10 protein-coding genes are annotated in these 11,844 nt (G+C 47.6%); 6 read left to right on the top strand and 4 right to left on the bottom strand.

Translation table 11 applies throughout. The features are described 5' to 3' along the window. Window positions 1-128 precede the first annotated feature (128 nt). The gene (locus tag CIB36_RS10530) at window positions 129-566 is read right to left on the bottom strand and encodes an Hsp20/alpha crystallin family protein (protein WP_093989510.1); all 438 of its coding nucleotides are present in this window, start codon (window positions 564-566) and stop codon (window positions 129-131) included. A 386-nt stretch (window positions 567-952) separates the two neighbouring features. Between CIB36_RS10530 and CIB36_RS10525 the strand changes: the two genes are divergently transcribed. From CIB36_RS10525 to CIB36_RS10515, 3 genes are all read left to right on the top strand, one after another. Continuing rightward, window positions 953-1,549, top strand: coding sequence for a recombinase family protein (locus tag CIB36_RS10525; protein WP_093990005.1), 597 nt, complete (start codon window positions 953-955; stop codon window positions 1,547-1,549). Window positions 1,550-1,750: 201 nt separating this feature from the next. Continuing rightward, a complete protein-coding gene (locus CIB36_RS10520; RefSeq protein ID WP_093989509.1) occupies window positions 1,751-3,052 on the top strand; it encodes a phenylacetate--CoA ligase family protein in 1,302 nt (433 codons plus the stop codon). A 17-nt stretch (window positions 3,053-3,069) separates the two neighbouring features. Next, window positions 3,070-3,501, top strand: a complete 432-nt coding sequence (locus CIB36_RS10515) for an ACT domain-containing protein (RefSeq protein ID WP_093989508.1) — start codon at window positions 3,070-3,072, stop codon at window positions 3,499-3,501. 110 nt (window positions 3,502-3,611) lie between these two features. Here CIB36_RS10515 and mscL read toward each other — a convergent pair whose 3' ends face one another. Next, a complete protein-coding gene (gene mscL / locus CIB36_RS10510; RefSeq protein ID WP_093989507.1) occupies window positions 3,612-4,007 on the bottom strand; it encodes a large conductance mechanosensitive channel protein MscL in 396 nt (131 codons plus the stop codon). 215 nt (window positions 4,008-4,222) lie between these two features. On the opposite strand from mscL, the gene CIB36_RS13740 reads away from it, so the two are divergent. The 3 genes from CIB36_RS13740 to mutM all read left to right on the top strand — a co-directional run bounded on the left by CIB36_RS13740 (window position 4,223) and on the right by mutM (window position 7,787). Then, the gene (locus CIB36_RS13740; RefSeq protein ID WP_407657472.1) at window positions 4,223-4,477 is read left to right on the top strand and encodes an HD domain-containing protein; all 255 of its coding nucleotides are present in this window, start codon (window positions 4,223-4,225) and stop codon (window positions 4,475-4,477) included. Window positions 4,478-4,852: 375 nt separating this feature from the next. Continuing rightward, window positions 4,853-6,613, top strand: coding sequence for an L-fucose isomerase (locus tag CIB36_RS10500; RefSeq protein ID WP_093989506.1), 1,761 nt, complete (start codon window positions 4,853-4,855; stop codon window positions 6,611-6,613). A 343-nt stretch (window positions 6,614-6,956) separates the two neighbouring features. After that, window positions 6,957-7,787 (top strand): DNA-formamidopyrimidine glycosylase, encoded by an 831-nt coding sequence (gene mutM, locus CIB36_RS10495; protein WP_093989505.1) that lies wholly within the window; start codon window positions 6,957-6,959, stop codon window positions 7,785-7,787. A 337-nt stretch (window positions 7,788-8,124) separates the two neighbouring features. On the opposite strand, the gene CIB36_RS10490 is transcribed toward mutM, so the two are convergent. Beyond that, window positions 8,125-10,065, bottom strand: coding sequence for an ABC transporter ATP-binding protein (locus tag CIB36_RS10490; protein WP_093989504.1), 1,941 nt, complete (start codon window positions 10,063-10,065; stop codon window positions 8,125-8,127). Continuing rightward, entirely contained in the window at window positions 10,052-11,800 is a 1,749-nt protein-coding gene (locus CIB36_RS10485) for an ABC transporter ATP-binding protein (protein ID WP_093989503.1), read from the bottom strand. Before CIB36_RS10485 ends, CIB36_RS10490 begins: the two co-directional genes overlap by 14 nt. Window positions 11,801-11,844 lie beyond the last annotated feature (44 nt).

Below are 11,844 nucleotides of genomic sequence, written 5' to 3'. Positions count from 1 at the left end.
AAAACGTAAGCTATTATATCAAGCAATAAAAGCTTTCTGAATGATTTTTTCTAGGTAACAAAAAAGCAGAGCAAGTATTTGCTCTGCTTTTTCTTTATCAGGCGCCCCTCATATGAGGGGCGCCCTTTTTATTGAATATCTATCTGTCTTGCTGTGTTTTTATGCTCTTCGTTCTTCTTTGGAAGGGTCAGCTTCAAAACGCCGTCATGATACTCCGCCTTGATTTCATCTGCCTTTACCGCCGATACGTCAAAGCTTCTTTGGAAAGCGCCGTAACTGCGCTCCCGCCTTAAATAATTTCCATGCTTGTCTTTCTGTTCTGTGTCGGTATTCCGCTGCGCACGGATCGTCAGGTAATTATCCTCCAGCTCCAGATGGATGTCCTCCTTTTGAAAGCCCGGCAGATCGGTCTCCAGTAAATAGGCGTCACCGGTATCCCGAATATCTGTCTGGAAAGCGGCGGTCATCTGGTTGCCAAAAAAGCTGCGCTGCAATTCTTCCAATTCCCGAAATGGGTTATACGAAACAACATGATTTCTGCGTTCAAAGGGTGTAAGTTCAAACATCATTCATACCTCCTGTTAACAAGTTTTATTGTATGGAATCCACTCTGTTTTATGCCTGCGGCTATGGATTTGTTCACCGCGTAAATACATTTACTTCGAGCTTTCTTCTCATCTCCTGTTCCTTTTTACAGTCTTTATTATATGCGCAGATTGTTGTATTTGTTTTTTCTTTATATGAATATTTTATTAAATTTAGCACTCTTTATTCGAGAGTGCTAAATTTAATAAAAATCTACTCTAACTTTCGCAGGAATGACTTCATTTTCAAAGGAAAACTGATATTTTTTCTTTCAAATATTAAAAAAAGGTATCATCTTACGCTTTTTCCTATTACAATAGAAAATAACGGCGATTTTTGTCGTAAGAAAAAAGGAAGGATGTTTAAAATGAATCGAAATGTGTATGGATACATTCGTGTATCCACCAAAGAACAACATGAGGACCGTCAGATGATCGCCCTGAGGGCATTTCCTGTCCAGAAATCTAATATCTTTCTGGATAAGCTCAGCGGGAAAGATTTTAACCGCCCGCAGTATAAGCGTTTGGTTCGCCGGCTGAAATCGGAAGATCTGCTTGTGGTCAAAAGCATTGACCGCCTTGGCAGGGACTATGAGGAAATCCAAAACCAATGGCGGCTGATCACCAAAGAAAAAGGCGCGGACATCGTGGTGCTGGATATGCCCCTCTTAGATACCCGTAAAAACGAAAAAGATCTGACCGGTACCTTTATTGCCGATCTGGTTTTACAGATCCTTTCCTATGTGGCGCAGACAGAACGTGAAAATATCCGGCAGCGGCAGATGGAAGGGATTGCGGCCGCCAAACTGAAAGGGGTCCGGTTTGGTCGTCCCAGAAAGCCCATCCCAGAAAACTTTGATTTGGTGAAAAACACCTGGCTGGGCGGCGGTATCAATTCCCGACAGGCGGCCAAACAGCTCCACATCTCCCAGGATACGTTCCTGCGCTGGGTACACGGCAAATAGCCTTACCTCACCTCCTCTGCTTTCCCCCAGAAAAGCAGTATGGCAAAAAAGGCATGTGCAGAATTTCTGTACATGCCTTTTCCCTGTTAGCAGGATAAAATTTTTATTTACAGGATTTTTTAGATGTGGTAAGATAGGGGTAAGAAATTGTACGGTTTCCTTTGCTGTACAAACGATCAAACAGAAAGGACTTTGAAGAAGATGGAACATTATTATCAGCCCGAGATCGAATGCGCTTCCCGGGAACAAATTAAGGCGTGGCAGGATGAACGACTTGTAAAAAACGTAAAACACGCTTATGACAACGTGCCATATTATCGGAACCTTATGGATCAGAAGGGTGTCAAGCCAGAAGACATTCGTTCCACCGCGGACCTACATAAATTGCCTTTTATCACCAAAGAGGATCTGCGCGAGGCATACCCTTACGGACTGTTGGCGGTGCCGTTAAAGGATGTAGTGCGCATTCAGTCCACCAGTGGCACTACCGGACGCCGCGTGGTCGCATTCTACACCCAGCACGACCTAGATCTTTGGGATGACTGCTGCGCCCGTGCCATCATGGCAGCTGGCGGGACCAACGAGGATGTCGTCCACGTTTCTTATGGATACGGACTGTTCACCGGTGGCCCGGGATTAAACGGGGGTTCCCACAAGGTTGGTTCCATGACCCTGCCCATGTCCTCCGGGAATACCGATCGTCAGATCCAATTCATGTGTGACCTTCAGTCCACCATTTTATGCTGTACCCCATCTTATGCGGCATATTTAGGAGAAACGATCTGTGAACGCGGCCTGCAGGATCAAATCAAATTAAAAGCAGGGATTTTCGGCGCGGAAGCCTGGAGCGAAGAGATGCGTCAGGATATTCAGAATAAGCTTCACATCAAAGCATACGATATTTATGGCCTGACCGAAATTTCAGGGCCAGGGGTCGCGTTTGAATGCAGCGCTCAAGGCGGAATGCATATCAATGAGGACCATTTTATCGCAGAGATCATCGACCCCAACACCGGAGAGGTCCTGCCGGATGGGGAAAAAGGCGAACTGGTGTTCACCTGCATCACCAAAGAGGCGTTCCCGCTAATGCGTTACCGCACCCGCGATATTTGCGTGCTGAACCGGGAGCCCTGTTCCTGTGGACGTACCCATGTCAGAATGTCCAAACCAATGGGCAGAAGCGACGATATGCTGATCGTCAAGGGGGTCAATGTCTTCCCATCCCAGATCGAAACTGTACTCCTGAATAAAGGATACCCGGCAAACTACCAGATCATTGTCAGCAGAGAGCACAACAGCGACAAGCTGGAAGTTCAGGTCGAAATGACGCCTGAAATGTTCTCCGATACCCTGACCGAGGTCTCTTCCAAGGAAAAGGAACTGATAGACGCATTAAAGGCTATGCTTGGTATTTATGCGAAAGTACAGCTGGTCGCGCCAAAAAGCATTGCACGCAGTGAAGGAAAAGCTGTTCGGATCATTGATAACCGCAACTTGTATTAAGAAATGAGGGATATAACATGACAGTGAAACAGATCTCTGTATTTGTAGAAAATAAACCCGGTCAATTAGCAGAGTTTACCAAGCTGCTCCGGCAGCACAACATTGACATGCGCGCTCTTTCCATTGCAGAAACACCGGACTTTGGGATCTTAAGGGTCATCGTGGACGATTCCTATAAAACCGCCTGCATTTTAAAGGATGCCGAGTATATCTTTTCCATCACCCCTGTTCTGGCTGTACCGATCGAAGACGAGGCCGGCGGGCTGGACAAGATCCTGACGATTCTGGCGGAAAATGGGATCAACCTGGAATACACCTATGCATTTATTACCCGAAACAAGGATCTTGCCTATATGATTTTCCGTGTGACCGACAATGAAAAAGCGATGGAAGTCCTGTCACAGCATGGCATCAAAACCATTTGTCAGGATCAGCTTTCGTCCTTATAGGACTAGGGATCACTGCTGACCGCATAACCGCAAACGTATCAAACATCATAAAAAGAGTCCGAAGGCTAGTAGCCTTCGGACTCTTTTTATGAAATGCAGTGTTTCTGTCCCTATTCCTTTTTCAGAAGATCCCGGATCTCAGTCAGCAGTTGGATATCCTCAGGCACTGGCGCCGGCTCTTCCGTTTTTTTCTCTTCCGCTTCTTTCTTTTTGGCCGTAAAACGGTTAAATGCCTTTAAAATCAAAAATAGTGTCAGCGCTGTGATCAAAAAGGTAATGACCGCCTGAATAAAATTCCCGTATGCGATCGATGCGTTCCCTACTGTGATGGACAAAGAGGTAAAGTCGATCTGTCCAAGGATCAGCCCCAAAAGCGGCGTAATAATATCCTGATTGAGCGATGTTACGATCGCGGTAAACGCAGACCCAACGATAATACCAACAGCCATACTCATCACATTGCCCTTAGCAATAAACTCTTTGAATTCCCGGATAAATGCTTTCATATGAAACGCCTCCTGTGTTTTTTTAACTGATCTAACAAATCTAGGATAGATGATACCGTTATGTCGATTTCTGTAAAAATTATAAAGGATGCATAGAAAAAAGTCCAGAGTTTTTTCTGAATAATCTTCTTGACAGTCGTGAACAGGTCATTTATAGTAACCATAAGATATTGTCTTTCAACAGCGGTCCACAAATTAAACCGGGAGGAATTTGAATGGAACAAATCAACCAACTATACTTAGAAATGATCCGGTATGAGCAGGGATGCCCTGCACGGATACAACATTTTACAAAGGTATTTGCCTTTGCGAAGCTAATCGGTGAATCGGAAAGGCTGGATGCTGATACGCAGTTTTTACTGGAATCAGCCGCATTGGTACACGACATCGGCATCCGCATGGCCGAGGAAAAATACAAGACCTGTACCGGGACGTTGCAGGAGCAGCTGGGTCCTGGCTTGTCCGTTTAAACTTCAAAGAAGCTGAGATCGAACGGATCTGTTTTCTAGTTGGCCATCACCATACTTACGATCATGTACAGGGACTGGATTACCAGATCCTGTTAGAGGCGGATTTCTTAGTAAACTTGTATGAAGGACAGCAGGATCAGTCAGCCGCACGCCGTGCGTATCAGCAAATATTCCGCACAGAAACCGGGAAAAAGATCCGTGAACAGATGTTTTTGTAACGTTTCAATTTTTTCTTCTTTTTCCGTTGACATAGCAAAATCAACGTGGTATGATGATGCTATTGAAACTGAACGGCAACTATCAAATCATGCAGGTTTCTCCATGTTTTTTACTCTTGCGTGAAACCTGTTTATTGCAAGAAAGGACGGAAGGAAGATGAACGCAAAAATCGGAATCAGACCGATTATAGACGGTCGGAAAGCGGAACGGGAGAATCTGGAAGAAAAGGTCATGAGCATGGCGGTAGCGGCCAAGGAACTGATCGAAGGGAACCTAAAGTATTTAGACGGAACACCCGTGCAGTGTGTGATCGCAGATACCACAATCAGCGGGAGCGCCCAGGCTAGGGACTGTGCAGAAAAGTTTTCTAAGGAAAATGTAACCGCGACCTTAAGCGTGACCTCCTGCTGGTGCTACGGCAGCGAAACCATGGACACCGACCCCAATACCATAAAGGCGATCTGGGGCTTTAACGGAACGGAAAACCCCGGAGCAGTCTACTTAGCAGCGGCAATGGCAGCCCATGCCCAAAAAGGGTATCCGGCGTTTTCTATCTATGGGAAGGACGTGCAGGATAAATCGGATACTTCGATCCCAGAAGATGTGCAGGAAAAGATTTTGCAGTTTGCGCGGTGTGCAGTTGCCGTGGGAACGATGAAAGGGAAAAGCTATGTGAACGTAGGGTCAGTTTCGATGGGGATCCAGGGATCCTACTGCGACGACCAGTTTTTCCAGAAATATCTGGGGATCCGTCCAGAGTTTGTAGATATGACCGAGGTTCTGAGAAGGATGAAAAACGAGATCTACGACGAGGAAGAGTACAAACGGGCCTATGAATGGACCAGAAAGAATTGTAAAGATGGGTTTGACAACAATAAGCCGGAAATTCAGCACACAGCGGAACAAAAAGAGGAAGAATGGAAATTTGTTGTAAAGATGACCATGATCATCCGGGACATCATGCTGGGGAACCCGCGGTTAAAGGAACTGGGATACTATGAAGAAAGCCTGGGGAGGAATGCGATCGCGGGGGGATTCCAGGGACAGAGGATGTGGTCGGACTGGCAGCCTGTAGGCGACTTTGCGGAGGCGATCCTAAACTCCAGCTTTGACTGGAACGGGGTAAGAAAACCCACCATTCTGGCAACCGAAAATGATACGCTGAACGCGACCTCGATGCTGTTTGGACAGTTGTTGACCAATAGTGCGAGCGTATTTGCGGATGTGCGTACCTACTGGAGCCCGGAGGCGGTAGAACGGGTGAGCGGCTGGAAGCCGGAGGGACTGGCGGAGAACGGTTTTATCCATCTGATCAATTCCGGGGCTGCTGCCTTGGACGGAAGCGCGCGTTCAAAGGACAGCGAGGGCAAGCCGTGCATGAAGCCGTGGTATGAGATGAAAGAAGAGGATGTGACAGCCTGCCTTGAGGCGACGCAGTGGTGCCCGGCAAGCGCTGGATACTTCCAGGGTGGAGGGTTCTCCTCTCAGTTTTATACCAAAGCGGAGATGCCGGTAACTTTAATGCGTGTCAATTTGGTACACGGAGTAGGGCCGACACTTCAGATCGCAGAGGGATATACAGTGGTACTGCCGGAAGAGGTGCATGATATCTTGAACCAGCGGACAGACCCAACCTGGCCGACGACCTGGTTTGCGCCGAGATTGACAGGAGAGGGCGCATTCAGCGACGTATATTCGGTGATGGCGAACTGGGGAGCGAACCATGGATCGTTCTCGTATGGACATATTGGGAAAGAGCTAATCACGTTGGCGAGCATGCTGCGGATCCCGGTATCGCTGCACAATGTAGAGCGGAAGGATATTTTCCGTCCGCACTGCTTTGCGGGATTTGGGACAGCGGACTTAGAGAGTGCGGATTACCGGGCTTGCCAAGCTTACGGCCCGTTGTACCGATAAGCATAAGGCTCTCATTTCTTGAAAAAATATTGATGTATTATCAGCGGTCAGACCAAAGTGATCCTCTTTGGTCTGACTGCTTTCCTATAATATATGTCTTCAGACCTGCGGAACAAATGAAGATTATCCCCATTATTGAAAACTATCCGCTTTTTTTGCTCGGGGGGGATTAAAGCCTACGGATACAGTAATGCAAGGCTGAAAGAATACTCTGCCAAAGCTAGGCTTGATTATGTGACCAACGATGGTAGTATGAATAGACCTTTTCATGCTCCACCCGTGTTCGTCAATGATTTTTATCACAGTGAAATCAAAAGATCAGTAGGAAAGGACGGTGTGAAGAATGCCTGAATTACCTGAAATAGAAACGGTAAAAAGCATAATCGAGCCGCAGATACGAGGAACTACGATCAAAAATACAGTCGTCAGTCAGGCGAAAGTTATCGCATACCCGACATCAAGTGAATTTTGCGAGAGGATCACAGGGAAAAAGATAATCTCTATGAGCCGCAGAGGGAAATTTTTAATGATCCATCTGGAAAATGGGGATAGAATTATTCTGCATCTAAGGATGACAGGCTGCCTGCTTGTTACGCCGCCTGATTTTCCAATGCAAAAGCATACGCATGTTATTATGCAGTTAAGCTGCGGTATGGAATTACGTTTCTCTGACACACGTCGTTTTGGTCGTTTTTGGCTGTTAAAAAGCGATGAGAAGGATGGATACAGTGGCATTGATAAGCTAGGCATTGAGCCTTTGAACGCCGACTTCAATGCAGAATATCTGCGGGGCCGATTTGGAAAGCGAAAAAAGGCAATCAAAGAATGTTTGCTCGACCAGAGCGTGATCGCAGGGATCGGCAACATCTATTCCGATGAAATCTTGTTCCGGGCAAAAATAAATCCATCCACAGCGGCAAATAGCCTGACAGAGAAAGATTGGGAACGTCTTGCCATTGAGATTCCAATATGCCTGCGTTATTTCATCGAAAAAAACAAAATAACACAGAAGGATTACTTAGCAGCAAAAGGACAGGATTACCGCAACACGCCTTTTTTACAGGTATACGGCCATGCCGGCGAGCCTTGCCCGTGCTGCGGTGAAACGCTGGTACGAACAGTGATTGGCGGCAGAAGCAGCGTATATTGTCCAAATTGCCAGAAAAAACCTTGAAGCCAAAACTTGCGCGGCTGTTCTGCCCCGCGTACGGCAGGGATCCAATATTATTAACCTAAATTAAAAAAATAGCGGTACAGCCAAAAGGCTGTACCGCTATTTTTTTGAAACTATTTAGTTTTTTAGGCCGCTATGGTAAATAGGCAGGAACTTCCCCTGCTTGCTATAAGTATGTCCTATAATGATCTTATACCATCATGCACCAAGCGCCGCTTTAAAATCCAAGTACGATTTGTTGCCCTTTACAAGCTGACCTGCACTTTTGAACTGCATGGCCATACCTGTTTTGATGCATCACGGCACCGTTTTCCTGCTTTGTCCCCAAGCGACCAAGTTAATCCAGTTCCAGTGCGCCAGTATACAGCTGGTAGTAGGTTCCCTTCTGCTTGATCAGATCCTCATGGGTGCCCCGTTCAGTAATACGGCCGTGATCCAGCACCATGATAGCATTAGAATTTTGAACAGTAGAAAGCCGGTGTGCAATGACAAACACAGTACGCCCTGTCATCAATGCATCCATTCCCCGCTGTACGATGGCCTCCGTACGGGTGTCGATCGAGCTGGTCGCCTCATCTAAAATCATGACAGGCGGGTCTGCCACAGCTGCACGTGCAATAGCGAGCAGCTGCCGCTGGCCTTGGCTGAGATTCGCGCCGTTTCCCTGCAGCATAGTATCGTATCCTTCCGGCAGGCGGCGGATAAAATCGTCCGCACCGGCAAGTTGTGCCGCGGCAATGCATTCTTCGTCACTCGCGTCCAGATTGCCGTAACGGATATTTTCCATTACCGTTCCGGTAAAGAGGTTGGTATCCTGCAGTACGATCCCCAGACTGCGGCGTAAATCAGCCTTTTTGATCTTATTGATATTGATGCCGTCATAGCGGATCTTCCCGTCCTCAATATCGTAGAAGCGGTTGATCAGATTCGTGATGGTTGTCTTGCCTGCGCCGGTAGAGCCGACAAACGCTACTTTTTGACCAGGTTTCGCATACAAGGAAATATTGTGCAAAACCATTTTTTCCGGTGTGTAGCCAAAATCCACATCAAAAAAGCGCACATCACCCTGTAGTCGGGTATATGTTACAGTTCCATCATGATGCGGATGCTTCCACGCCCAAACATTGGTGCGCTCCTTGCACTCGCTGAGACTGCCGTCGGCGTTTTCCTTTGCATTGACCAATGTGACATACCCCTCATCGGCTTCCGGTTCCTGGTCCAGCAGTGCAAAAATACGGTGCGCGCCCGCAAGGCCCATAATCACCATATTTACCTGGTTAGACACCTGGCCAATCGCGCCGGCAAACTGCTTCGTCATGTTCAGGAAGGGTACTACAATACTGATGCTGAACGCCATACCAGAAATGCTGATATTAGGCACATCGGTCAGCAGCAACGCACCGCCTACCAGCGCTACAACAACGTACATGACATTGCCAATGTTGCCCATCAAGGGCATCAAAATGTTGGCGAAACGGTTCCCATTGCGGGCGTTAAAGAAGATTTCCCCATTTACCTTATCAAAATCGGCTTTGGCTCCCTCTTCATGGCAGAAGACCTTGATGACCTTTTGACCTGTCATCATCTCTTCCATAAAGGCCTCGGCCTTAGCAATGGTGATCTGCTGGCGCAGGAAATATTTAGAAGAACGGTTGGTAATAGCCCGTGCCGCGAATACCATGCATATAACCCCGACTACTACAATCAAGCCCAGGATCATGCTGTAGTACATCATAATTCCGAATACAGTCAGCAGCGTAACGCCGGCAATCAGGATCTGCGGCAGGCTCTGGCTGATGAGCTGGCGCAGAGTATCCACGTCGTTGGTATAATAGCTCATAATGTCACCATGGCCATTCGTATCAAAGTATTTGACTGGCAGGTCCTGCATGCGGCTAAACATTTTTTCACGCATTTTTTTCAAGGATCCCTGAGTGATAATCGCCATCATCTGTGTATAGAACGCACCTGCGGCAAGACTGATGACATACATCACAAGCAAGATAAGCACATATGTAACAATACGCCCTGCAACAGCATTCCAGTCGCCGCTTTTATAGGAATCATCAACAATGGCAATAATGTTCTGCATAAATATCGAAGGAATAGAACTAACGATGGCATTGATGAGGATACACACCAGCGTAATGGGCAGCAGTACTGGATAAAATTCAAACAGAGTGCGCAGCAACCGTCGCAGTACGCCTTTCGGCGCCCGCTGGCCCCGAGCGGTAGTGGAAGGGACGGCCGAAGCCTCTTTGCTCTTATTCTTCGCCATCTTGATCACCTGCCTTGTTCTGAGAAGTATACACCTCACGGTAGATTTCACTGGTCTTCATCAGTTCGTCGTGGCTGCCAATGGCGCTGATGCGCCCGCCGTCCATCACGATGATGCGGTCGGCGTCCTGTACGGAGGCGACACGCTGCGCGATGATGATTTTAGTGGTCTCCGGAATAAATTCACGGAAACCTTGGCGGATTAGCGCGTCGGTGCGGGTATCCACGGCGCTGGTGGAATCATCCAAAATCAGCACCTTGGGCTTTTTCAGCAATGCACGCGCAATACATAGCCGTTGCTTCTGGCCGCCGGAAACATTGGAGCCGCCCTGCTCGATCCATGTGTCATACTTGTTGGGAAACTGCTGGATGAACTCATCGGCCTGCGCCAGCCTACAGGCTTCCAGCATCTCTTCATCGGTAGCGTCAGGGTTTCCCCAGCGCAGATTATCTTTAATGGTACCGGAAAACAATACGTTCTTTTGCAGCACCACGGCAACATCGTTGCGCAGGGCATCTAAATCGTATTGCCGCACATCCCTGCCGCCTACCTTGACACAGCCCTCTGTGACGTCATACAGGCGGGGGATCAGCTGCACCAGCGTGGACTTAGAGGAACCCGTACCGCCCAGAATACCGATCAGCTCTCCGGATTTTATGTGAAGGTCCACATCCGACAACGCCATACGTTCAGCCTTTTTAGAGTATTTAAAGCTCACATTGTCAAAATCAATGGAGCCGTCTTTCACTTCAGTAAGTGCGTCCTCCGGGCTGGTCAGGGAGCTTTGCTCCTTCAGCACTTCCACGATACGCTCGGCCGATTCCATAGACATGGTGATCATTACAAAAACCATAGACAGCATCATTAAGCTCATCAAGATCTGGAAACTGTAGGTTAGGATCGCGGACATCTGCCCTACAGCGATTTCTGTACCCTGGCTGCTGATGACAGCATAGGAGCCAAATGAAAGGACAAACACCATACCTGCATATACGCAGAACTGCATCATAGGGTTGTTCAGCGCCATGATCCGTTCTGCGCGGGTAAAGTCTTTGCAAACATCTTCCGCCGCGGTGGTAAATTTCTTTTTCTCAAAGTCCTCCCGCACATAGCTTTTGACGACTCGCATAGCCTGTACATTTTCCTGCACGGAATCATTCAGCGCATCATATTTGCGGAATACCCGGCGGAAAATGGGCGTAGCTTTGCGGATGACCAAGGCCAGTCCAATCCCCAGCAGCGGGATCGTGACCAGAAAGATCATGGCCAGCCGTCCGCCCATGGCAAAACCCATAATAAAGGAAAAAATCATCATCAAAGGCCCGCGGATAGCGACACGGATGATCATCATAAACGACATCTGTACGTTTACAATGTCAGTGGTCATTCGGGTCACCAAACTGGACACCGAAAATTTATCGATGTTCTCAAAGGAATAATCCTGAATGCGATAGAACATATCCTGGCGCAGATTACGCGCAAAGCCCGTAGAGGCGGTAGCGCAGGTGTTACCAGCCGCAACACCGAAAACAAGCGACAGTACTGCCATGACCACCAGCTGAATGCCATAGCGGACGATAACATCCATGCTGCAGCCGGCCTGCATCTGATTGACCAGATTTGCAATAATAAACGGGATGATGCACTCCAGAATTACTTCAACGATAACCAAAATAGGCGTCAAGATCGCTGGCTTTTTGTACTCGCGAATACTGCGAGCAAGAATTTTAATCATATGTAACATTCCCCCAAAATCTGATATTTGTCATGTACTATATA

The organism is Massiliimalia timonensis (assembly GCF_900186585.1).
Lineage (GTDB): Bacteria > Bacillota > Clostridia > Oscillospirales > Ruminococcaceae > Massiliimalia > Massiliimalia timonensis.
The sequence above is the reverse complement of the archived record's forward strand: the minus strand, read 5'-3'. Positions and strand labels throughout refer to the sequence as shown.

What these genes read in the sequence shown, in the direction of transcription:
- CIB36_RS10515 (WP_093989508.1), top strand. Translation starts at nt 3,070, where the DNA reads ATGACAGTGAAACAGATCTCTGTATTTGTAGAAAATAAACCCGGTCAA.
- CIB36_RS10530 (WP_093989510.1), bottom strand. Translation starts at nt 566, where the DNA reads ATGTTTGAACTTACACCCTTTGAACGCAGAAATCATGTTGTTTCGTAT.
- CIB36_RS13740 (WP_407657472.1), top strand. Translation starts at nt 4,223, where the DNA reads ATGGAACAAATCAACCAACTATACTTAGAAATGATCCGGTATGAGCAG.
- CIB36_RS10490 (WP_093989504.1), bottom strand. Translation starts at nt 10,065, where the DNA reads ATGGCGAAGAATAAGAGCAAAGAGGCTTCGGCCGTCCCTTCCACTACC.
- mscL (WP_093989507.1), bottom strand. Translation starts at nt 4,007, where the DNA reads ATGAAAGCATTTATCCGGGAATTCAAAGAGTTTATTGCTAAGGGCAAT.
- CIB36_RS10520 (WP_093989509.1), top strand. Translation starts at nt 1,751, where the DNA reads ATGGAACATTATTATCAGCCCGAGATCGAATGCGCTTCCCGGGAACAA.
- CIB36_RS10485 (WP_093989503.1), bottom strand. Translation starts at nt 11,800, where the DNA reads ATGATTAAAATTCTTGCTCGCAGTATTCGCGAGTACAAAAAGCCAGCG.
- CIB36_RS10500 (WP_093989506.1), top strand. Translation starts at nt 4,853, where the DNA reads ATGAACGCAAAAATCGGAATCAGACCGATTATAGACGGTCGGAAAGCG.
- CIB36_RS10525 (WP_093990005.1), top strand. Translation starts at nt 953, where the DNA reads ATGAATCGAAATGTGTATGGATACATTCGTGTATCCACCAAAGAACAA.
- mutM (WP_093989505.1), top strand. Translation starts at nt 6,957, where the DNA reads ATGCCTGAATTACCTGAAATAGAAACGGTAAAAAGCATAATCGAGCCG.